General features: G+C 71.5%; 18 protein-coding genes and 3 tRNA genes. 10 read left to right on the top strand and 11 right to left on the bottom strand.

All coding sequences use genetic code 11. From position 1 onward, the window contains the following. The first annotated feature begins 93 nt into the window (after nt 1-93). Together ACWGJ5_RS09355 and ACWGJ5_RS09350 are read left to right on the top strand one after the other, a co-directional pair. A complete protein-coding gene (locus ACWGJ5_RS09355; RefSeq protein WP_453309125.1) occupies nt 94-1200 on the top strand; it encodes a Leu/Phe/Val dehydrogenase in 1107 nt (368 codons plus the stop codon). Nucleotides 1201-1490: 290 nt separating this feature from the next. Beyond that, entirely contained in the window at nt 1491-1748 is a 258-nt protein-coding gene (locus ACWGJ5_RS09350; protein WP_071380680.1) for a DUF3073 domain-containing protein, read from the top strand. A gap of 94 nt (nt 1749-1842) precedes the next feature. On the opposite strand, the gene purM is transcribed toward ACWGJ5_RS09350, so the two are convergent. The 7 genes from purM to purS form a co-directional block, all read right to left on the bottom strand. Then, nucleotides 1843-2910, bottom strand: coding sequence for a phosphoribosylformylglycinamidine cyclo-ligase (gene purM, locus ACWGJ5_RS09345; RefSeq protein WP_453309124.1), 1068 nt, complete (start codon nt 2908-2910; stop codon nt 1843-1845). A 31-nt stretch (nt 2911-2941) separates the two neighbouring features. Next, nucleotides 2942-4471, bottom strand: coding sequence for an amidophosphoribosyltransferase (gene purF / locus ACWGJ5_RS09340; protein WP_453309123.1), 1530 nt, complete (start codon nt 4469-4471; stop codon nt 2942-2944). A gap of 201 nt (nt 4472-4672) precedes the next feature. Further along, on the bottom strand, nt 4673-5131 hold the full coding sequence (locus ACWGJ5_RS09335) for an META domain-containing protein (RefSeq protein WP_453309122.1): 459 nt from the start codon (nt 5129-5131) through the stop codon (nt 4673-4675). A 35-nt stretch (nt 5132-5166) separates the two neighbouring features. Then, complete coding sequence (locus ACWGJ5_RS09330) at nt 5167-5964, bottom strand: sterol carrier family protein (protein ID WP_453309121.1); 798 nt, start codon at nt 5962-5964, stop codon at nt 5167-5169. A gap of 176 nt (nt 5965-6140) precedes the next feature. Then, on the bottom strand, nt 6141-8417 hold the full coding sequence (gene purL, locus ACWGJ5_RS09325; protein WP_453309120.1) for a phosphoribosylformylglycinamidine synthase subunit PurL: 2277 nt from the start codon (nt 8415-8417) through the stop codon (nt 6141-6143). Continuing rightward, nucleotides 8414-9094 (bottom strand): phosphoribosylformylglycinamidine synthase subunit PurQ, encoded by a 681-nt coding sequence (gene purQ, locus ACWGJ5_RS09320; RefSeq protein WP_453309119.1) that lies wholly within the window; start codon nt 9092-9094, stop codon nt 8414-8416. Before purQ ends, purL begins: the two co-directional genes overlap by 4 nt. Beyond that, on the bottom strand, nt 9091-9363 hold the full coding sequence (gene purS / locus ACWGJ5_RS09315; RefSeq protein WP_453309118.1) for a phosphoribosylformylglycinamidine synthase subunit PurS: 273 nt from the start codon (nt 9361-9363) through the stop codon (nt 9091-9093). The genes purQ and purS overlap by 4 nt, the downstream gene beginning before the upstream one ends. Nucleotides 9364-9673: 310 nt before the next feature. On the opposite strand from purS, the gene ACWGJ5_RS09310 reads away from it, so the two are divergent. The 8 genes from ACWGJ5_RS09310 (at nt 9674) to ACWGJ5_RS09275 (ending at nt 14596) form a co-directional block, all read left to right on the top strand. Then, nucleotides 9674-9991, top strand: a complete 318-nt coding sequence (locus tag ACWGJ5_RS09310; RefSeq protein WP_031164632.1) for a histone-like nucleoid-structuring protein Lsr2 — start codon at nt 9674-9676, stop codon at nt 9989-9991. 204 nt (nt 9992-10195) lie between these two features. After that, nucleotides 10196-10267: transfer RNA gene (locus ACWGJ5_RS09305), tRNA-Gly, on the top strand. A gap of 82 nt (nt 10268-10349) precedes the next feature. Next, a tRNA-Gly gene (locus tag ACWGJ5_RS09300) sits at nt 10350-10422 on the top strand. 128 nt (nt 10423-10550) lie between these two features. Beyond that, the gene (locus tag ACWGJ5_RS09295; RefSeq protein ID WP_453309117.1) at nt 10551-11495 is read left to right on the top strand and encodes an ABC transporter ATP-binding protein; all 945 of its coding nucleotides are present in this window, start codon (nt 10551-10553) and stop codon (nt 11493-11495) included. 320 nt (nt 11496-11815) lie between these two features. Continuing rightward, nucleotides 11816-12616 (top strand): ABC transporter permease, encoded by an 801-nt coding sequence (locus ACWGJ5_RS09290; RefSeq protein ID WP_453309180.1) that lies wholly within the window; start codon nt 11816-11818, stop codon nt 12614-12616. Nucleotides 12617-12644: 28 nt separating this feature from the next. Next, a complete protein-coding gene (locus ACWGJ5_RS09285) occupies nt 12645-13889 on the top strand; it encodes a sensor histidine kinase (protein ID WP_453309116.1) in 1245 nt (414 codons plus the stop codon). Continuing rightward, a complete protein-coding gene (locus tag ACWGJ5_RS09280; RefSeq protein ID WP_453309115.1) occupies nt 13886-14500 on the top strand; it encodes a response regulator in 615 nt (204 codons plus the stop codon). Before ACWGJ5_RS09285 ends, ACWGJ5_RS09280 begins: the two co-directional genes overlap by 4 nt. Nucleotides 14501-14523: 23 nt before the next feature. Further along, nucleotides 14524-14596, top strand: a tRNA-Gly gene (locus ACWGJ5_RS09275). A gap of 45 nt (nt 14597-14641) precedes the next feature. On the opposite strand, the gene ACWGJ5_RS09270 is transcribed toward ACWGJ5_RS09275, so the two are convergent. The 4 genes from ACWGJ5_RS09270 to purD form a co-directional block, all read right to left on the bottom strand. Next, nucleotides 14642-15541, bottom strand: a complete 900-nt coding sequence (locus tag ACWGJ5_RS09270) for a phosphoribosylaminoimidazolesuccinocarboxamide synthase (protein WP_453309114.1) — start codon at nt 15539-15541, stop codon at nt 14642-14644. Nucleotides 15542-15633: 92 nt separating this feature from the next. Next, nucleotides 15634-17115, bottom strand: a complete 1482-nt coding sequence (locus ACWGJ5_RS09265) for a N,N-dimethylformamidase beta subunit family domain-containing protein (RefSeq protein ID WP_453309113.1) — start codon at nt 17113-17115, stop codon at nt 15634-15636. Nucleotides 17116-17351: 236 nt separating this feature from the next. After that, nucleotides 17352-19361, bottom strand: coding sequence for a hypothetical protein (locus ACWGJ5_RS09260; protein WP_453309112.1), 2010 nt, complete (start codon nt 19359-19361; stop codon nt 17352-17354). A gap of 265 nt (nt 19362-19626) precedes the next feature. After that, nucleotides 19627-20913, bottom strand: coding sequence for a phosphoribosylamine--glycine ligase (gene purD, locus ACWGJ5_RS09255; RefSeq protein WP_453309111.1), 1287 nt, complete (start codon nt 20911-20913; stop codon nt 19627-19629). Nucleotides 20914-20958: the final 45 nt, after the last annotated feature.

Raw genomic sequence — 20958 nt, 5'->3', positions numbered from 1 at the left:
GTGCCGAGGCTCTACGCTCATGCCAGCCGGCGCCCCGCCACCCGCACGGGGGCCGGATGCCCCACTCGCCGCTAGTACACAGGAGTCACCACAGTGACCGACGTAACCGGCGCGTCTGCTGATGTCCTGCATGCCCTGTTCCACTCGGACCAGGGCGGCCATGAGCAGGTCGTGCTCTGCCAGGACCGCGCGAGCGGCCTCAAGGCCGTGATCGCCATCCACTCCACCGCCCTGGGCCCGGCCCTCGGCGGCACGCGCTTCTACCCCTACGCGACCGAGGCCGAGGCCGTCGCCGACGCCCTCAACCTCGCGCGCGGGATGTCGTACAAGAACGCCATGGCCGGCCTCGACCACGGCGGCGGCAAGGCCGTGATCATCGGCGACCCGGAGCGTGACAAGACCGAGGAGCTGCTCCTCGCCTACGGCCGTATGGTCGCCTCGCTCGGCGGGCGCTACGTCACCGCCTGCGACGTCGGCACCTACGTCGCCGACATGGACGTCGTGGCCCGCGAGTGCCGCTGGACCACCGGCCGGTCCCCCGAGAACGGCGGCGCCGGAGACTCCTCCGTGCTCACCGCCTTCGGCGTCTACCAGGGCATGCGCGCCTCCGCCCAGCACCTGTGGGGCGACCCCTCGCTGCGCGGCCGCAAGGTCGGCATCGCCGGCGTCGGCAAGGTCGGCCACCACCTGGTGAAACACCTGCTGGACGAGGGCGCAGAGGTCGTGATCACGGACGTGCGCGCGGACGCCGTCCAGCGGATGCTCGACCAGCACCGGGAGGGCGTGACGGCCGTCGCCGACACCGAGGAGCTGATCCGGGTCGAGGGGCTGGAGATCTACGCCCCCTGCGCGCTCGGCGGCGCCCTGAACGACGCCAGCGTGCCGGTGCTCACCGCCAAGGTGGTGTGCGGCGCGGCCAACAACCAGCTCGCGCACCCGGGCGTGGAGAAGGACCTCGCGGACCGCGGGATCCTCTACGCGCCGGACTACGTGGTGAACGCCGGCGGGGTCATCCAGGTGGCCGACGAGCTGCACGGGTTCGACTTCGACCGGTGCAAGGCGAAGGCCGCGAAGATCTTCGACACCACGCTGGCCATATTCGCACGTGCGAAGGCAGACGGGATTCCGCCGGCCGCGGCGGCCGACCGGATCGCCGAGCAGCGGATGGCCGAGGCCCGCGCGGGACACGCTGCGCACTGACCCGGTCGCACAGGTGAGCGGTACCCGCCGGCGGGAACTTAGAGAGAACTCTCACTTCCACCGGCGGGTCGTTCCCCGATAAGTGGTTAAAATCGCCACTGACCAGCGAGGACGGGGCGCCTCGAAGGTCCTGTGCACACGCGCGTGCTGCGGGCGACGTACCGTATGGGCGCGGGCTCAGGTACCGTGGAAGCCCTACGGACCGGCCTCTCCATGGAGAGTCCGTTCCAGATCATGAACGCGTGTCAGACTCTGGGGCCGTCGAGCCCCGTCACCGAGGGGGTCGAGCCATGGGGCGCGGCCGGGCCAAGGCCAAGCAGACAAAGGTCGCCCGCCAGCTGAAGTACAACAGCGGTGGGACTGACCTGTCACGTCTGGCCAGTGAACTGGGCGCATCGACTTCGAGCCAGCCGCCGAACGGCGAGCCGTTCGAGGACGATGAGAACGACGAGGACGATCTCTACTCTCGCTACGCCGACCTCTACGAGGACGACGACGAGGAAGAAGACGACAACGATCCTCACCAACAGCACCGTCGCGGCGCTTGACCTTGCAGTGACCAGTCCGGTCGGTGGCACAGCCACCGACCGGTTTCTGTGCTGTCCGCACGGTCGCCGGCCGCGGAATCAGGCCGCGGCGCCTTTAGATTGAATACGTCCCGACCAGCTCGGCACCCGTCTCCTTGGCGCCGCGCTCGGTGATCTCGCCGGCCACCCAGGCCTCGACGCCGCGGTCGGCCAGGGTCGCGAGGGCCGCCTCGGTGGACTCGGCGGGGACGATCGCCATCATGCCGACGCCCATGTTGAGGGTCTTCTCCAGCTCCAGGCGCTCGACGTTCCCGGTCTTCCCGACCAGGTCGAAGATCGCACCCGGGGTCCAGGTGGAGCGGTCGACCACCGCGTGCAGCGCGTCGGGGATCACGCGGGCCAGGTTGGCCGCGAGGCCGCCGCCGGTGATGTGCGAGAACGCGTGCACATCCGTGGTGCGGGTCAGCGCCAGGCAGTCCAGCGAGTAGATCTTGGTGGGCTCCAGCAGCTCCTCGCCGAGGGTGCGGCCGAGCTCCGGGACCTCCGTCTCCAGGGCCAGGCCGGCGGTGTTCAGCAGGACGTGGCGTACCAGGGAGTACCCGTTCGAGTGAAGACCGGAGGCCGCCATGGCGATCACCGCGTCACCCTTACGGATGCGATCCGCGCCGAGCAGCCGGTCCGCCTCCACGACGCCCGTACCGGCCCCGGCGACGTCGAAGTCGTCCTCGCCCAGCAGGCCGGGGTGTTCTGCCGTCTCGCCGCCCACCAGGGCACATCCGGCGAGCACACAGCCCTCCGCGATGCCCTTCACGATGGCCGCGACGCGCTCGGGGTGGACCTTGCCGACGCAGATGTAGTCGGTCATGAACAGCGGCTCGGCACCGCACACCACGATGTCGTCCATGACCATGGCGACCAGGTCGTGGCCGATGGTGTCGTAGACGCCCATACGGCGGGCGATGTCCACCTTGGTGCCGACGCCGTCCGTGGCGGAGGCGAGCAGCGGGCGCTCGTAGCGCTTGAGGGCGGAGGCGTCGAAGAGGCCGGCGAAGCCGCCGAGGCCGCCGAGGACCTCGGGGCGCCGGGTCTTCTTCACCCACTCCTTCATGAGTTCTACGGCGCGGTCGCCCGCCTCGATGTCGACGCCCGCCTCTGCGTAGCTGGCACCAGTGGTCTCAGACATGACTGTGACTTTCGTGTCGTACTGCAGGGTGTTACGGGCGACGGATCGCGTCGCTGGCAGCGGTGGCTGCCGGGCCGGCGGCCAGCTCGGTCTCCAGGAGCTGCTTGCCGAGCAGCTCGGGGTCCGGCAGCTCCATCGGGTACTCGCCGTCGAAGCAGGCGCGGCACAGGTTCGGCTTGGCGATGGTGGTCGCCTCGATCATGCCGTCGATGGAGATGTAGGCGAGCGAGTCGGCGCCGAGCGAGGTGCCGATCTCCTCGATGGTCATGCCGTTGGCGATCAGCTCCGCGCGCGTGGCGAAGTCGATGCCGAAGAAGCAGGGCCACTTCACGGGCGGCGAGGAGATCCGGATGTGGACCTCGGCCGCGCCCGCCTCGCGGAGCATGCGGACCAGGGCCCGCTGGGTGTTGCCGCGCACGATGGAGTCGTCGACGACGACCAGGCGCTTGCCCTTGATGACTTCCTTCAGCGGGTTCAGCTTCAGGCGGATGCCCAGCTGGCGGATGGTCTGCGAGGGCTGGATGAAGGTCCGGCCGACGTAGGCGTTCTTCACGAGACCCGCACCGAAGGGGATGCCGGAGGCCTCCGCGTAGCCGATGGCGGCCGGGGTTCCGGACTCCGGGGTCGCTATGACCAGGTCGGCCTCGACGGGTGCTTCCTTGGCGAGCCGGCGACCCATCTCCACCCGGGAGAGGTACACGTTCCGGCCGGCGATGTCGGTGTCCGGGCGGGCCAGGTACACGTACTCGAAGACACAGCCCTTGGGCTTCGCTTCCGCGAATCGGGAGGAGCGCAGGCCGTTCTCGTCGATGGCGACGAACTCGCCCGGCTCGATCTCGCGGACGAAGCTCGCGCCGCAGATGTCCAGGGCGGCGCTCTCGGAGGCGACCACCCAGCCGCGCTCCAGGCGGCCGAGGACCAGCGGGCGGATGCCCTGCGGGTCACGGGCGGTGTAGAGGGTGTGCTCGTCCATGAAGACGAGGGAGAAGGCGCCCCGCACCTTCGGGAGGACCTGGTGGGCGGCCTCCTCGATGGTCAGCGGCTTGCCGTCCTCGTCGACCTGGGCGGCCAGCAGGGCCGTCAGCAGGTCGGTGTCGTTGGTGGCCGCGACCCGGCTGGAGCGGCTGTTGTTCTCGTTCGGCAGCTCGGCGACCATCTCGGCGAGCTGGGCCGTGTTGACCAGGTTGCCGTTGTGGCCGAGCGCGATCGAACCGTGCGCGGTGGCGCGGAACGTCGGCTGGGCGTTCTCCCACACGGAGGCGCCGGTGGTCGAGTAGCGGGCGTGTCCGACCGCGATGTGACCCTGGAGCGAACCGAGCGAGGTCTCGTCGAAGACCTGGGAGACCAGGCCCATGTCCTTGAAGACGAGGATCTGGGAGCCGTTGCTGACCGCGATTCCCGCGGATTCCTGACCCCGGTGCTGGAGGGCGTAGAGCCCGAAGTACGTGAGCTTTGCGACCTCTTCACCCGGAGCCCAGACACCGAAGACGCCGCAAGCGTCCTGGGGGCCCTTCTCGCCGGGAAGCAGATCGTGATTGAGTCGACCGTCACCACGTGGCACGGCACCGAGTGTAGGCGAGGTCGACCACTGGTCCGAATTGGGGATACGTGCCCTTAACGCGCAAGCGCTTCCCGATCACCTTGTCGGTTTCCGCGTTTGCGCAGGTCAGAGAGGTGTGCTGGCGACTTTGAGGGCCGACGGCGGCACTGCGGGCGGCGACTGCGGACCGGTTCGCCGGATGCGTGAGTGAGGTGTCGCACATCATCCGGGCGCGTTGCTGCTGAGGTGGATGCGGTCTCCGTCGCCGTCGGTGAGCGTCAGTTTCGCGTGGTGCGTCTCGGCGACGAGCGTGCCGGTGGTGAGCGCGCGGGCGAGCGCACGCTCGAAGTCCATCCGGTCCGGGGCGCAGGCCATCCGGGTCGTGCGCAGGTCACCGAAGGTGATCCGGTCGCCGTGGACGGTGGCCCGGGCGCTGAACTGGTTGCAGCCGAGGTTGCCGGCCGCCTTGCCGTCGGTGTCGATGCGCAGGCGTGCGGAGGCGGGTGCGTGCCGGGTCGTACCGCCGACGGTGAGGCTGTCGACCCGCCAGTCGACGCCGGTCACGGGCTGCTGGACGGTCACCGCACCACTGTCCGCCTTGCCGTCGCCGCACGCCATCGTGAGGACGGCCAGCGCGGCGGCCGCCGGTGCGAGGATCATGCGCTGCTTGTACCGGTTCATGGCGATTCGACGGTAGACCGGCCGGGTCGGTTCCGCTACGACATGAGCGGCAGCAGCCCCCCGATGTCCGCCCGCTCCCCGCTGGCGCTCACCTTGGCCTCCTCCAGCGCCTCCTTCCAGCTCAGACGGCCGGTGGCGAGCCGGATCCAGGTCAGCGGGTCGGTCTCCACGACGTTGGGCGGGGTGCCGCGGGTGTGCCGGGGCCCCTCGACGCACTGCACCACGGCGTACGGCGGCACCCGCATCTCGGTGGAGCCGCCGGGCGCCTTGACGGCGAGCGCGTCGGCGAGCAGCCGGGTGGCGGCGGCCAGGGCCTGGCGGTCGTACGGGATCTCCAGACCCGGTACGGCGGCCGCGAGGTCGTCGGTGTGGACGACGAGTTCGGCGGTGCGGGTGACCAGGTAGTCGTCCAGGGGCAGCGCACCGGCGCTCGTCTGCAGGATCCGGCTGCCGGGGTGCTCGGCGAGCAGGGCGCGCAGGGACCGGTCGATGTCCGTGAGGTAGGCGTCCAGGCCGGGGTGCTCGGCGGCGAGGTTCCTGGTGAACTCGTCGATGGCGGCGGCGTTGGCCGCGGTGGCGAAGGGCCAGTCGAGCAGGACGGCGTCCGCCTTCGGCGGCTCGGGCAGGGCGAGCGCCCGGTGGATCGCGGTGAGCGCCATGCCGATGTGCACGACCAGTTCGCGTACGGTCCACTCGCCGAGCCGGGTGGGCAGGGCGAGCTGCTCCTGAGTGAGACCGCGCACGGCCTCCCGGACGTTTCCGAACTGGGCGAGGACCGCGGCGCGGGTCCTGGCGGGGTCGTAGCTGCGGGCGCGCTTCTTGGCCGGTGGCATGGCGGTGAGCCTATGCCTTGCCGGCGTAGCCCTTCAGGCCGTTTTCGACCAGGCCCAACGCCCCGTTCGCCCGGTCGACGGCCTCGGCCGCGTCGGCGATCTGCCGGCCGCATGAGCCAGTGGCCGCATGAGTGGGGCCCCGTCCGGCCTCGGACGGGGCCCCACCTCAGCGGTGCCTACGCCAGCAACGCCGGAACGGTCTCCTCGTGAGCCTTCCGCAGTTCCTCCAGGGTGAGCGCGAACTCGCCCTGGACCTCGACCACTGCATTTGAATCAGACGCAGCACCGTCCACGACACCGATCCGGGTGGCCGGCAGGCCCCGCGCACCGCACATGTCGTTGAAGCGGACCTCCTCCGAGCGCGGCACCGCGACGATCGCGCGCCCGGCCGACTCGGAGAACAGGAAGGTGAACGCGTCCAGGCCGTCCGGTACGACCAGCCGCGCGCCCTTGCCGCCGAGCAGCGCGGACTCGACCACGGCCTGCACCAGGCCGCCGTCGGACAGGTCGTGCGCGGCGTCGATCATGCCGTCGCGGGAGGCGGAGATCAGGATCTCGCCCAGCAGCCGCTCGCGCTCCAGGTCGACCTTCGGGGGCAGGCCGCCGAGGTGGTCGTGGACCACCTGGGACCAGGCCGAGCCGCCGAACTCCTCACGCGTGTCGCCGAGGAGGTAGATCAGCTGGCCCTCCTCCTGGAAGGCGACCGGCGTGCGGCGGGCCACGTCGTCGATCACGCCCAGGACCGCGACCACCGGCGTCGGGTGGATCGCCACCTCGCCGGTCTGGTTGTAGAGCGAGACGTTGCCGCCGGTCACCGGGGTGCCCAGCTGCCGGCAGGCGTCCGCCAGACCGCGCACGGCCTCCGCGAACTGCCACATCACGGCCGGGTCCTCGGGCGAGCCGAAGTTCAGGCAGTCGGAGACCGCGAGGGGCTTGGCTCCGGTGGTGGCCACGTTCCGGTAGGCCTCGGCCAGGGCCAGCTGCGCGCCCGTGTACGGGTCGAGCTTGGCGTACCGGCCGTTGCCGTCCGTCGCGATGGCGACACCGAGGCCGGTCTCCTCGTCCACGCGGATCATGCCGGAGTCCTCCGGCTGCGCGAGGACGGTGTTGCCCTGCACGAGGTGGTCGTACTGCTGGGTGATCCACTTCTTGGAGGCCTGGTTGGGGGACCCGACCAGCTTCAGGACCTGCTCCTTCAGCTCCTGCGAGGTCTCGGGCCGCGGCAGCTTGTTCGCGTCGTCGGCCTGCAGGGCGTCCTGCCAGTGGGGACGGGCGTACGGGCGCTCGTACGTCGGGCCCTCGTGGGCGACCGTGCGCGGGTCGACGTCGACGATCTTCTCGCCGTGCCAGAAGATCTCCAGCCGGTCGCCGTCGGTCACCTCACCGATGACGGTGGCGATGACGTCCCACTTGGCGCAGATCTCCAGGAAACGGTCGACCTTCTCCGGCTCCACGACCGCGCACATGCGTTCCTGCGACTCGCTCATGAGGATTTCCTCGGGAGAGAGCGTCGAGTCGCGCAGGGGGACGTCGTCCAGGGTGACGCGCATACCGCCGGAGCCGTTGGAGGCGAGCTCGGAGGTGGCACAGGAGAGACCGGCGGCACCGAGGTCCTGGATGCCGACGACCAGCTTCTCCTTGAAGGCCTCCAGGGTGCACTCGATGAGGAGCTTCTCCTGGAAGGGGTCGCCGACCTGGACGGCCGGGCGCTTCGACGGCTTGGCGTCGTCGAAGGTCTCGGACGCGAGGATCGACGCGCCGCCGATGCCGTCACCACCCGTACGAGCCCCGTACAGGATGACCTTGTTGCCCGCGCCGGAGGCCTTGGCGAGGTGGATGTCCTCGTGCCGCATCACGCCGATGGCACCGGCGTTGACCAGCGGGTTGCCCTGGTAGCAGGCGTCGAAGACGACCTCGCCGCCGATGTTGGGCAGGCCCAGGCAGTTGCCGTAGCCGCCGATGCCCGCGACCACGCCCGGGAGCACCCGCTTGGTGTCGGGGTGGTCGGCGGCGCCGAACCGCAGCGGGTCGACGACCGCCACCGGCCGCGCACCCATGGCGATGATGTCGCGGACGATGCCGCCGACACCCGTGGCCGCGCCCTGGTAGGGCTCGACGTACGACGGGTGGTTGTGCGACTCGACCTTGAAGGTCACGGCGTAACCCTGGCCGACGTCCACCACGCCCGCGTTCTCGCCGATGCCGACGAGGAGGGCGTCGCTCTCGGGCGCCTTCTCGCCGAACTGGCGCAGGTGGACCTTGGAGGACTTGTACGAGCAGTGCTCGGACCACATGACCGAGTACATGGCGAGCTCGGCGCCGGTCGGGCGGCGGCCGAGGATCTCCACCACCCGCTCGTACTCGTCCTTCTTCAGGCCGAGTTCGGCCCAGGGCAGCTCGACGTCGGGGGTCGCGGCCGCGTGCTCGACCGTGTCCAGAGGCGTCCGGCTCATGCGTTGACCAGCTTCTTGAGGATCGAGGTGAAGAACGGGAGCCCGTCGGTACGGCCCGTACCGACCAGCGGCTCCACGGCGTGCTCGGGGTGCGGCATGAGGCCCACGACGTTCCCGGCCTCGTTGGTGATGCCGGCGATGTCGTTGAGCGAGCCGTTGGGGTTGAAGTCGAGGTACCGGAACGCGACCCGGCCCTCGGCCTCCAGCTTGTCCAGCGTGTACTGGTCGGCGACGTACCGGCCGTCCATGTTCTTCAGCGGGATGTGGATCTCCTGGCCGGCGCGGTAGTCGCTGGTCCAGGCGGTCTGCGCGTTCTCCACCCGCAGCTTCTGGTCGCGGCAGATGAAGTGGAGGTGGTCGTTGCCGAGCATCCCGCCCGGGAGGAGGTGGGCCTCGGTGAGGATCTGGAAGCCGTTGCAGATACCGAGGACCGGCAGCCCGGCCTTCGCCTGCTCGATCACGGACTCCATCACCGGCGAGAACCGGGAGATGGCGCCGGCGCGCAGATAGTCGCCGTAGGAGAAACCGCCGGGAAGGACCACGGCGTCGACCTGCTTGAGGTCCTTGTCCTTGTGCCAGAGGGCGACCGGTTCGGCGCCCGCGAGGCGGATCGCGCGCTGGGCGTCGTGATCGTCGAGACTGCCCGGGAAAGTGACGACGCCAATACGAGCGGTCACTTGGCCGCCTCCGCGACTTCCGCGGCCTCTTCCACCTTGACGGTGAAGTCCTCGATCACGGTGTTGGCGAGGAAGGATTCCGCGAGATCGTGGATGCGGGCGAGCGCGGCCGCGTCGACCGGCCCGTCAACTTCCAGTTCGAAACGCTTTCCCTGACGGACGTCCGAGATCCCTTCGAAACCCAGGCGCGGCAGCGCACGCTGGACCGCCTGGCCCTGGGGGTCGAGGATCTCCGGCTTGAGCATGACGTCGACTACGACGCGTGCCACTGGCACTCCCGGTGTGTGGTGCTGAGCAGGTTCCTTCAGACTACCCGCACAAAATTTCTACGCGAGTAGAGTTGTAGGAAACTACGTGAGGCGCATCACGATCGGGTGTCGAAGCCGTACGGCCGTGAAAAGTTCTGGGAAAGTTCCACAGTCCGCCCCGTTCACCTATTGTCTTCGGACACGCGGACGGATTTAGTCGGGCTTCACTTTGCATTGCCGAGCACTGTACAAATGAATTGGCAATAGCCGATACTCGGCACGTCATCGCCGGTGAGCTGTATCGACGTGCCGCACGAAGGGACCGATATTCGTGGCGCAAAAGGTCGTGGTCACGCTCTTTGACGACATCGACGGCTCGGAAGCGGCGGAAACGATCGCCTTCGGACTCGACGGCAAGTCGTATGAGATCGACCTGAACGAAACCAACGCCAAGAAACTGCGCAAGGCGCTCGCGCCCTACGTCGAGGCCGGCCGCAAGCGGTCGCGCTCCGGCAAGGCGTACAAGCAGACGGAGGTCGCCCCCGACCCGGCGGCCGTCCGCGCCTGGGCCCAGGCCAACAAGATGGACGTCCCCGCCCGCGGACGCATCCCCAAGAAGGTCTACGAGGCGTTCAGCGCCGCGCAGTGAGGCGCGCCGGGAGCCGTATGAGCGGCCCGGCCGTACGAGCCCGCGAAGGGGCAGTTCCCAGGGTCCGTCAGCGGACCCTGGGGGCCGCGCACTTGGGCATACCGGGCAGCAGGGGAGGCCGACTTGCGCAACCCCCCTGCTGATCAGCTAATGTCTGGGACACGCCGAGGGGCGAGACCGAAAGGCCGAAACCCCGAGGAGCGTGCGGGTGTAGTTCAGTAGCAGAACATCCCCCTTCCAGGGGGAAGGCGCAGTGTGCGATTCCTGTCACCCGCTCCGGCACCGCTTGTCACGACCACTCTTGTGGATCAGGTAGGCTGGTGCTCGCACCGATCGGTGGGAGCCGGTCGGGAGCAGTGCGGACGTAGCTCAGTTGGTAGAGCGCAACCTTGCCAAGGTTGAGGTCGCGAGTTCGAGCCTCGTCGTCCGCTCGGGAATCAGACCCCGGTCCTTCTGGGCCGGGGTCTTTTCGTTGTCCGCGATCCGCTCTGACATTTGTCATGCCGGGCGATGACATCGCGCACTGCCGCACCGCTCCGGCCGCCGGGACGCTGGCGACATGGACAACGACGAACACGAACACGTGATTGAGGTCGCCGACCTCAAGCGCGTCTACGGGGGCGGGTTCGAGGCCGTACGCGGAATCTCCTTCTCCGTGGCGCGCGGGGAGATCTACGCCCTGCTGGGGACCAACGGCGCGGGAAAGACCTCGACGGTCGAACTGCTGGAGGGACTGACCGCACCCGCCGCGGGCCGGGTCCGGGTCCTCGGCCACGATCCGTACCGCGAACGCACCGCCGTACGGCCGCGTACCGGTGTGATGCTCCAGGAAGGCGGTTTCCCGGCCGAGCTGACCGTCGCCGAGACCGCCCGGATGTGGGCGGGCTGCACGAGCGGGGCGCGGCCGGAGGCGGAGGCGGAGGCGCTGGAACTGGTGGGGCTGAGCCGCAGGGCCGACGTCCGGGTCAAACAGCTCTCCGGCGGCGAGCGGCGCCGGCTCGACCTGGCGCTCGCCCTGCTCGGCGACCCCGAGGTGCTCTTCCTCGACGAGCCGACGACCGGGCTCGACGCGGAAGGCCGCCGGGACACCTGGGAGTTGGTGCGTCGGCTGCGGGACGCGGGTACGACCGTGCTGCTCACCACGCACTACCTGGAGGAGGCAGAGGGCCTCGCCGACCGGCTCGCCATCCTGCACGAGGGCCGCATCGCCGTCTCCGGCACCCCGGCCGAGGTGACCGCCGGCCGGCCCTCCCGGATGTCCTTCGCCCTGCCCGACGGCTACTTCCTCGGCGACCTGCCACCGCTGGCCGAGCTCGGCGTGTGCGACCACGAGACCGAGGGGAGGGTCGTACGCCTGCGGACGACCCAACTGCAGCGCACCGCGACCGGCGTACTGGCCTGGGCCGAGCGGTCCGGCGTCGAACTGGGCGGACTGGACGTGCGCTCGGCCTCGCTGGAGGAGGCGTTCCTGGGGATCGCGCGGGAGCGGGAGGTGGCGGCGTGAACGGGCTCGGAACGGCAGCGGGAGGTGGCGGCGTGAACGGGCTCGGAGCGGCAGCGGGAGGTGGCGGCGTGAACGGGCTCGGAGCGGCAGCGGGAGGTGGCGGCGTGAACGGGGTCGGTGCGGGGGCGACGGGGCATGCGGTGCTGGCGGCCGGAGCGGAGACGGGGGAACACGGGGTGAGCGGGGCCGGAGTGGGGGCGAAGGGCCCTGGTGTGGGCGGGGACGGGGCGGGCTCCGGAGCCGGAGGTGTGCGCACGGCCGGAGCTGAAACGAGGGAACACCAGGCGAGCGTGGAGGTGGAGGCCTCTGCTGTGGGTGGGGTGCGGGTGGTCGGGCGAGGTGGGGGAAGGGGTGGCCGGGGTGCGGTCGGGCGGCGGTTGGGGGCGCTGGCGCGGGCGGAGCTCGCGCTGCTCGGCCGTAACCGCGGGGTCGTGTTCAGCGCACTGGCCGTACCGCTGCTGCTGCCGTTCAGCATGCGGCCGGCCATCGACCAGATGGATCTGCACAAGCAGGGGCTGACCATCGCCACCACCCTGCTGACTGCCGCGATCGGCTTCTCCTTCCTCTTCGCCGTGTACACCTCCCTGGTCAACGCCTACGTCGCCCGCCGCGAGGAACTCGTACTGAAACGGCTGCGCACCGGCGAACTCTCCGACGCCGAGATCCTCACCGGCACCGCCCTGCCCGCCCTCGGCATCGGACTCGCCCAGGCACTGGTGCTGTGCGCCGGGTGCGCGGCCCTGCTGCACACCGGCGCGCCCAGGGCGCCGTATCTGATCCTGCCCGGGCTGCTGGCCGGTTACCTGGTCAGTGCCGCACTCGCCGCGCTCACCGCCTCCTTCACCAGGACCGTGGAGAGCGGCCAGGTCACCGCGCTGCCGCTGATGTTCCTGTCGATGATCGGCTCCGGGATCACGTTCCCGACCGAGGTCATGCCCGAGAAGCTGGCCGCCGTCTGCGAACTGCTCCCGCTGTCCCCGGCGATCCGGCTCTTCCGCGGCGGCTGGACGGGCCAGTTGAGCACGGGAGAGGTGCTCGGCGCCCTCGCGACCGCGTTGGCCTGGCTCTTCCTCGCGGTGTTTGCTGTACGACGGCGGTTCCGGTGGGAGCCGCGGCGCTGAGGGGCGCTGAGGAACGGGGGACGCGCGGATGACGGCACGCATACGGCGCTGGCAGCAGCGGCACTGGGGGCGGCGCAGCAAGGCCGAGCGGGTCGAGCTGTTCAGCGTCCTCACCTGGTGCTGCACGGTCTGGTTCATCATGTGCTGCTGGCTGCTGCTGCCACTGCCCGGCGGCCTCGCCCACCGGCCCGCGGCATTCGTCCTCGGTGGCCTCCTCGGGCTCGTCGGGATCCTGCAGTGCGTTTTCTCGAACCGGCACACCCGGGCCTCTCTCGACCACTATCTGGGGCGCGCCGCGCTGCCGGCCGGCGCCCAACGCACCCCGGCCGTCCTGTTGGGGCTGGCGCTGGCGCTGATCGTGGCACTGGCCGGACTGGACGCGGCGACCCCGACGGCCGTCCGGTTCGCCATCGGTGGCTGCGTGCTGCCCTTCGCGCTGCTCTACAGCCTCACGGTCCCGGTGCGGGTGCTCCTGCGCCGGGCGGCGGTGCTCACGGTCCTGCTCACGGCAGCCGTCGGGTTCGCCGATCGCGACGCCGTCGGCCTGATGGCGACCGCCGCCGTGACCGCCTCCCAGGTGGTCTTCGCGCTGCTCGCCGGCCGGTGCGGCGCCTGGACGCTGGCCGTGCTGTGGGAGGCGGAACGCGCCCGCGAGGTGGAGGCCCGGCTCGCCGTCGCCGAGGAGCGGCTGCGGTTCGGCCGGGATCTGCACGACGTGCTGGGGCGGAACCTGTCCGTGATCGCGCTCAAGAGCGAGCTGGCCGTCCAACTGGCCCGGCGGGGACGGCCGGAGGCCGTGGAGCAGATGATCGAGGTGCAGCGCGTCGCGCAGGAGTCCCAGCGGGAGGTACGGGCCGTCGTACGCGGCTACCGGGAGGCCGACCTCGGGGCCGAACTCGGGGGCGCCCAGGGCGTGTTGGCGGCCGCCGGGATCGACTGCGAGGTCCGCGCGGAGACGGCGGGGCTGCCCGCCGACGTGCAGTCCGCGCTGGGCTGGGTGGTGCGCGAGGCGACGACGAACGTGCTCCGGCACGGGAACGCGGGACGCTGCTCGCTGTCACTGCGGGTGCTGGAGGGATGTGTGGTGCTGACGGTGGAGAACGACGGGCTGGCCGGAACCCCCGACGGGGGTGGGGGTTCCGGGCTCGCCGGGCTGCGGGAGCGGCTGTCCGTGCTCGACGGGACGCTGGAGGCGGGCGCGGTCGGGAAGGACCGGTTCCGGCTGGTGGCCGAGGTGCCCCTGAGCAAGGAAGTGAGTGAAGTCACGTCATGAGCACTCCGGTACGGCTGTTGCTCGCCGACGACGAGCATCTGATCCGGGGCGCCCTGGCCGCGCTGCTGTCGCTGGAGGACGATCTGCTGGTCGTCGCGGAGGCGGCCAGCGGCCCCGAGGCGCTGGCGATGGCGCGGGCCCATGAGCCCGATGTGGCCGTGCTCGATCTTCAGATGCCCGGCGCCGACGGTGTGAAGGTCGCCACATCCCTGCGCGCCGAACTGCCCTCCTGCCAGGTGCTCATCGTCACCGGACACGGCCGCCCCGGCCATCTGAAACGGGCGCTCGCGGCCGGTGTGCGCGGGTTCGTCCCGAAGACCGTCAGCGCCCAGCGGCTCGCCGAGATCATCCGCGCCGTGCACACGGGAAACCGCTACGTCGACCCGGAGTTGGCCGCCGACGCGATCTCCGCCGGGGACTCCCCGCTGACCGCGCGGGAGGCCGAGGTGCTGGAGCTGGCGGCCGACGGAGCGCCGGTCACGGAGATCGCCGAGCGAGCCGCGCTGTCGCCGGGAACCGTACGGAACTACCTCTCCTCGGCCGTCACGAAGCTCGGCGCCGAGAACCGCCATGCGGCAGTGCGTCTCGCACGGGAGCGAGGTTGGGTATAGTTGCTCTCGCGCCACGGCGCAACGCGGACGTAGCTCAGTTGGTAGAGCGCAACCTTGCCAAGGTTGAGGTCGCGAGTTCGAGCCTCGTCGTCCGCTCGGGAAGAAGACCCCGGTCCACTGGACCGGGGTCTTCTCGTGCTGCTAGCTCCAGCTCAGGCCGGTGAGGCGCTCGTAGGCCTCCACGTACTTCTGCCGGGTCTGCTGGACGACCGCGTCGGGCAGGGCCGGCGGGGGCTGCTCGCTCTTCCTGTCCCAGCCGGACTCCGCGGAGGTCAGCCAGTCCCGCACGAACTGCTTGTCGTACGACGGCTGGGCGCGGCCCGGCTGCCACTGGTCGGCCGGCCAGAAGCGGGAGGAGTCCGGGGTGAGGACCTCGTCCGCGAGGACCAGGCTGTCGCCGTCGAAGCCGAACTCGAACTTGGTGTCCGCCAGGATGATCCCCCGGTCGCGGGCGACGTCCCGGGCCCGTGAGTACACCGCGAGGGTCGCCTGGCGCAGCTGGGCGGCGGTGTCGGCGCCGACCTGGCGGGCGACCTCCTCGTAGGAGACGTTCTCGTCGTGCTCGCCGACCTCGGCCTTGGTGGCCGGGGTGAAGATCGGGGCGGGGAGTTCCGAGCCGTCGACGAGGCCTTCGGGCAGGGCGAGGCCGCAGACGGTCCGGGACTCGTTGTACTCGACGAGTCCGGAGCCGGTGAGGTAGCCGCGGGCCACGCACTCCACCGGGACCATCTTCAGGGACTTGCAGACCAGCGTGCGGCCCGCCCAGTCGGCGGGGGCGCTCTCGGGCACCTCGGTGCTGATCACGTGGTTGGGGGCCAGGTCGCGCAGCTGGTCGAACCACCACAGGGAGAGCTGGGTGAGGACACGGCCCTTGTCGGGGATCTCCGTGGGCAGCACCCAGTCGTAGGCGGACATGCGGTCGCTGGCGACCATCACGAGGTCGCCCGCCTCGTTCTGGTACAGCTCGCGCACCTTTCCGGTGTGCAGGTGCACCAGGCCCGGAACCTGGATCGGCTCGGGCTTTTCTACGAATCCGGACACGGTTCCTCCCCGTGGTTCTGTCCAAGTGCCTCGATTCTCCCTTATCGGGGGGATCGGTTTCGGCCAGGGGGTCGGGCTCGGCCCGTCGGCGCTCAGTCGCGTTTGCAGATGCGGTCCAGGAGGTTCGCCGTGGCGCGCTGGATGCGGGGGTCCACATGGCCGGGGCGGTCCAGGGCCGGCGACCAGGCGAAGGTGCCGGAGGCGAAGACCCAGGCGCCGGAGGGGGCGCGGTACAGGGAGGTCTCCTGGTGGCGCAGGACGCCGTCGCTGTCGGTGTACGGGGAGTGGGCGAGCAGGATGCGCTCCTCGTGCGCCGGCAGCGGGGTGCGCGGGAAGTACCGGTCGGCCTCGCCGGCGACCAGGCCCTCGATCTCGTCGCCGTCGTGCGCACCGGTCGCCTCCCACAGCCAGTGCCCGGCGTTGCGGACGACCAGGGGGTGCGGTTCGGGCACCCGGCCCGCGTACTGGATGCCGACCAGCTGCTGCTCGGGCCGGTCGATCTCCCGCCACAGCACCGGCTTCCCCGGCCCCTTGCGTTTGCGGCAGGTCAGCAGCCGGTCCGGCACACCGGACGGGGACGGGCCCAGCTCCACCTGCCAGTACATGGTGTTGGCGGAGAGGAAGACCAGCGAGGTGCCCCGGTCGCGGGCCTCCTCCACGGCCCGGCGCATCGGCACCGACCAGTACTCGTCGTGGCCGGGGAAGACCAGGCCCCGGTAGCGGCCGGGGTCGACGCGGCCGGCGTGCAGGTCACGGGCGTCGGCATAGGCGAGGTCGTAGCCGTACCGCTCGGCCCAGCGGATGAAGTCGTAGGCGTGGCCGACGTGCAGGGGCAGGCCGGCGCCCGCGTAGGGGCGGTCGAAGGAGACCATGGTCGCCGCGTCGGCCTCGCCGAGCAGCCGCCCCCTGTCGTCCCAGGCGTGGTAGAGGCTCGCGCCGGTGCGGCCGTCCTCCGGGTACAGGTTGTACGCCTGCCAGGTGATGTCCGGCAGCAGCAGGAGCAGGTCGGCGGGTTGGCCGTCGCGGACCGTGAAGGGCACGTGGGAGCGGTAGCCGTCGGCGGTGGTCAGGACGGCCACATAGGCGCCGATGGGCCAGTGGGCGGGCACCTGGAGGCGCCAGGACAGCCACCAGTGGTGGCAGGAGACCGTGCGGTCGGCGGCCAGCGGCGGGGGCTGGACGATGCCGGACAGGCGCGGGCTGGTGGTGATCTTCGCGGCGCCGTCGCCGCCGTAGTGGCCGATCCGGTAGATGTCGACGCCGAACTCCTGGGGCGGGTCGACCGTGATGTGGAAGTCGATCGCCTCGCCGGGCGAGACCGTGCCGGTCGCGGTGAAGCCCTTGATCTGGCGGCGCACGTCGTCGGCCGCGCGGGGCCCGGGCACGCGCGGGGCGGGACCGACCCCGGTGAGCGGCTGGGGGTTCGGGTCGACGTACCAGGGCACGACGTGACCGGTGTCGTCGAAGTAGGTCTCACTGCCGCGCAGCCAGGGCACCGGGCCCTGACCGAAGGGGTCCGTGACGGCGTGCGCGAGCGCTCCGGACTCCCAGCGGCGGATGTGGTCCGAGGCCATGACCGCTCCCCTCCCTCATGCCCCCCGTGTCGTCCTGTCTCGGTGGTGCTCGCGGTGCTCTCAGTGCTCGGTGGTACGCGCAGTCCTCGGGCGTGCTGTCGTATGTCGCACGCTCATGCCAGGTGCGTGGTCGCTCCCAGCACATCACATAACGCACGGGCTCGGTCACTAGTCGTTGCGAATTGACCTGAAGTGGAAGACAGAGCCACCGTTTGACGAACCGTGCGGCTCGGCTCCTAGACGAGCCGTACGGGCTTCTCCGGGCGTATCCCGGAGGCGGCCAGCCAGTCCCGCAGCGGGCCCGGGTCTCCCTCCTCGATGAGGCTGAGAACCTTCGGCGTCAGGTCGGCGGCGCGCTCACCGCCCAGCAACAGGGAGGGGCCGTCCAGCCAGTCCAGGGCGGGGACCGCGCCGGCGGTGTCGACGGCCGCGCAGCACACCATCGCCGTGACGTGATCGGTGAGCAGGTCGCGGCCGGTGCGCGGGGGCTGCAGCGGGAAGAGCGGCAGGCCGCCGTCGTCCCACAGGGCGCTCTCCGGGGTCCGGCCGGTGGCGGTCGCACCGGACCTCGGCGCGGCGGCTTCCTCACGGGCCAGCTCGGCGCTCAGACCGGCGGCGAGGGCGGCGCTGCGCTCCGTGCCGGGGTCTTCGGCCGGGGGGCCCACCTCGGCTTCGCGGGTTGCCTGCGGCGCCTCAGCGGCCTGGGGTACGTCCGCCTCGGCCTCGCCTTCGGCGTCTGTGCTCCCATCCACACCACCCGTGCGGCTTTCGTCGTCGGGTGCGGGTGGCCCCTGAGGGGCGTCCTCGCCGTCGGCGGCCGGCGGGGTGGGTGGGCCTGCGGGGTCGTGAACGGCCTCGGCGGCCTGGGGGGCCGGCGTCGGGGTGGGCGGGGACGGGAGGCCGCGCTCGTAGTCGGCCGGTGGACGGGTGTCCTGGGGGGATTTCCGTATCGCCGCCTCCGGGGCGGGTTCGGTGAGGTGGTCCAGGACGCGGGCCAGGGTGGGGCCGCCGGGGTCGGGGGCCGTGGGGCCGGGGGCGGGGCGGACACCGAGGGAGTCCAGGACGCGGTGCAGGCGGGCCGCGTCGGCGCGCCAGGTACGGTCCACGACCTCCTCCGGATACGCCTGCCAGTCCACCGGCGCCCAGTCCGGGCCGGACTCCGCCGGGCCGCCGTGGAAGAGGCGGGCGGCGAGGAGGGACGCCGCCTCGTCCACGGCGCCCGGCTCCTCCAGCAGGTCGCACGCTGGGCGCTCGCCGAGCCGGGAGGTGAAACCCTCGGCCAGACGGTCGCGCCGGGACAGCTCGGTGAGCGCCGCCACCACGCCCGCGTCCAGCCGCGAGGGCCAGCGGCCCATGCGCCAGGCGGGCAGCGCGACCCTGGTCAGCAGCCGGTCCCAGCCGGCGTAGGCCAGGCCCACCTGCTCCTGGGCGACGATCCGCAGGCCGTAGTCGACGGCCTGGGCCCGCTCGGCCGCCGCCGCGGCGACCCCGCGCTCCATCTGCGCCGCGTGCTCACGACAGCCGCGCAGCAGCAGCCGGGCCACCCAGCCGAGGGCCGCGCACACACCGCGCGCCACCGGGCAGCGGCCGGGTGTCGAGGCGACGGCGACCGCTGCGTCCAAGCCGCGCACGAAGCGCCGGGCGGCGGCTATGTCGGGGTGCGCCGAGGTGCCCGTACCGGCGATGACCGGGGCGAGGACCGCGCGCAGCTCGCCGACACGCATCCACCACAGGAACGGGGAGCCGATGACGAGCACCGGCGCGACGGGCGCGCGGCGGCGGCCCGGACCGGCCAGCTCGTCCTCGCCGGGCGCGAAGCGCTGGGGCGGGCCGTGGGCCGAGTGCGTGCGGTCCTCCAGCCAGCTGTCGCAGTCCGGGGTGAGCGCTATGGCCGAGGGCGCCGGCACGTCCAGCCGGTCGGCCAGGTCCCGCACCATCCGGTACAGGTCAGGGGCGGACTCCTCCGGGACCGGCACCGTCGGGCTGACGGCGGGGCGGGCCCGGGCCACGACCAGGGCGATGCCGGTGGCGGCCAGCAGCACCAGCACGGCGAGCACACCTACGACCCAGCGGGCCAGGTCCCAGCCCCGGCCGACGAAGTGGCCGGTGGAGCCGCCGGTCAGCAGGATCACCGCGGCGGCCGCGGGCAGCAGGGCCACGGCCAGCGCCCGGCCCCGGACCCGCAGCACCGCGAGGGCCCGGGAGCGCGCGGCCTGCGCGCCCGCCTCCGCACCGATTCCGGTCACGTCCTGCCCTCACCCCCTCGCTGCCGATGCCGTGCTGTCCTGGTTGTGGTCACTCCCCCACTGTGGCACCCGCCACTGACATCGCAATGCCGGTGGGCCAAGTGCCGGAACGCTTGCGCGGCACCATAGTTGGGGCCCCGGCCCCCGTCAGCCATATGGATGATTGCTCACTCGATGGAATGGCTTTGGTCAGAGGTGGGCGACAGACAGCAAGGATCAGGCCCCGGATCGGGGATCCGGGGCCTGCGTAAGGAGAGGGTGCGGATCAGGCGGTCGGCGCCTGATCCGCCGGGGCCGCCTGCTCGGCCCGGGCCGCCTTCGCGGCGATGTCGGTGCGGTGCTGGGAGCCGTCCAGACGGATCCGGCCCACCGCCCGGTACGCCCGCTCCCGCGCCTCGGCCAGGTCCTTGCCGGTGGCGGTGACGGACAGCACCCGCCCGCCCGCGCTGACGACGGCGTCGCCGTCCCGCTTGGTCCCGGCGTGCAGCACGTACGCGTGCGGGGCGTCCTCGGCGGCCACCTCGTCCAGACCGGTGATCGGGTCTCCGGTGCGGGGGGTGGCGGGGTAGTTGTGCGAGGCGACGACGACGGTGACGGCCGCGTCCTCGCTCCAGCGCAGGGGCGGCAGGTCGGCGAGGTTGCCGGTGGCGGCGGCCGTCAGGAGGCCGGCCAGCGGGGTCTTCAGCCTGCCCAGCACGACCTGGGTCTCGGGGTCGCCGAAGCGGGCGTTGAACTCGATCACCCGGACACCGCGGCTGGTGATCGCCAGGCCCGCGTAGAGCAGGCCGGAGAAGGGGGTGCCGCGGCGGTGCAGCTCGTCCACGGTCGGCTGCAGCACCGACTCCAGCACCTCGTCGACCAGCTTCGGCTCGGCCCACGGCAGCGGCGAGTACGCGCCCATGCCGCCGGTGTTCGGGCCCTCGTCGCCGTCCAGGGCGCGCTTGAAGTCCTGGGCGGGCTGGAGCGGTACGACCGTCTCCCCGTCGGTGATCGCGAAGAGGGACACCTCGGGGCCGTCGAGGAACTCCTCGATGACCACGCGCTCACAGGCGGCGGCGTGGGCCTTGGCGGCCTCCAGGTCGTCGGTGACGACCACGCCCTTGCCGGCGGCGAGCCCGTCGTCCTTGACGACGTAGGGGGCGCCGAAGGCGTCGAGTGCCTCGGCGACCTCCTCGGCCGTCGTGCACACGTAGGAGCGGGCGGTCGGCACCCCGGCCGCCGCCATGACGTCCTTGGCGAAGGCCTTGGAGCCCTCCAGCTGCGCGGCCTCCTTGGACGGGCCGAACACCGGGATGCCCGCCGCGCGGACGGCGTCGGCCACACCGGCGACCAGCGGGGCCTCCGGGCCGACGACGACCAGGTCGGCACCGAGGCCGACGGCCAGCTCGGCGACCGCCTTGCCGTCGAGCGCGTCGACCGCGTGCAGCTCGGCGACCTCGGCGATGCCGGCGTTGCCGGGGGCGCAGTGCAGCGCGGTGACGTCGGGGTCGAGGGACAGGGAGCGGCACAGGGCGTGTTCGCGGGCGCCGTTGCCGATGACGAGGACCTTCACGGGGGTCAGCCTAATGGCAAGGTTGCCGAAGACCGGGGGGCGGGT

It is taken from the genome of Streptomyces sp. NPDC054783, from assembly GCF_053611725.1.
The sequence above is the reverse complement of the archived record's forward strand: the minus strand, read 5'-3'. Positions and strand labels throughout refer to the sequence as shown.

Bases quoted from the DNA above. Each gene is read 5' to 3' on its own strand.
- ACWGJ5_RS09350 (WP_071380680.1), top strand. From the start codon at position 1,491: ATGGGGCGCGGCCGGGCCAAGGCCAAGCAGACAAAGGTCGCCCGCCAG.
- purM (WP_453309124.1), bottom strand. From the start codon at position 2,910: ATGTCTGAGACCACTGGTGCCAGCTACGCAGAGGCGGGCGTCGACATC.
- ACWGJ5_RS09335 (WP_453309122.1), bottom strand. From the start codon at position 5,131: ATGAACCGGTACAAGCAGCGCATGATCCTCGCACCGGCGGCCGCCGCG.
- ACWGJ5_RS09330 (WP_453309121.1), bottom strand. From the start codon at position 5,964: ATGCCACCGGCCAAGAAGCGCGCCCGCAGCTACGACCCCGCCAGGACC.
- purL (WP_453309120.1), bottom strand. From the start codon at position 8,417: ATGAGCCGGACGCCTCTGGACACGGTCGAGCACGCGGCCGCGACCCCC.
- ACWGJ5_RS09295 (WP_453309117.1), top strand. From the start codon at position 10,551: ATGGACAACGACGAACACGAACACGTGATTGAGGTCGCCGACCTCAAG.
- ACWGJ5_RS09285 (WP_453309116.1), top strand. From the start codon at position 12,645: ATGACGGCACGCATACGGCGCTGGCAGCAGCGGCACTGGGGGCGGCGC.
- ACWGJ5_RS09280 (WP_453309115.1), top strand. From the start codon at position 13,886: ATGAGCACTCCGGTACGGCTGTTGCTCGCCGACGACGAGCATCTGATC.
- ACWGJ5_RS09265 (WP_453309113.1), bottom strand. From the start codon at position 17,115: ATGGCCTCGGACCACATCCGCCGCTGGGAGTCCGGAGCGCTCGCGCAC.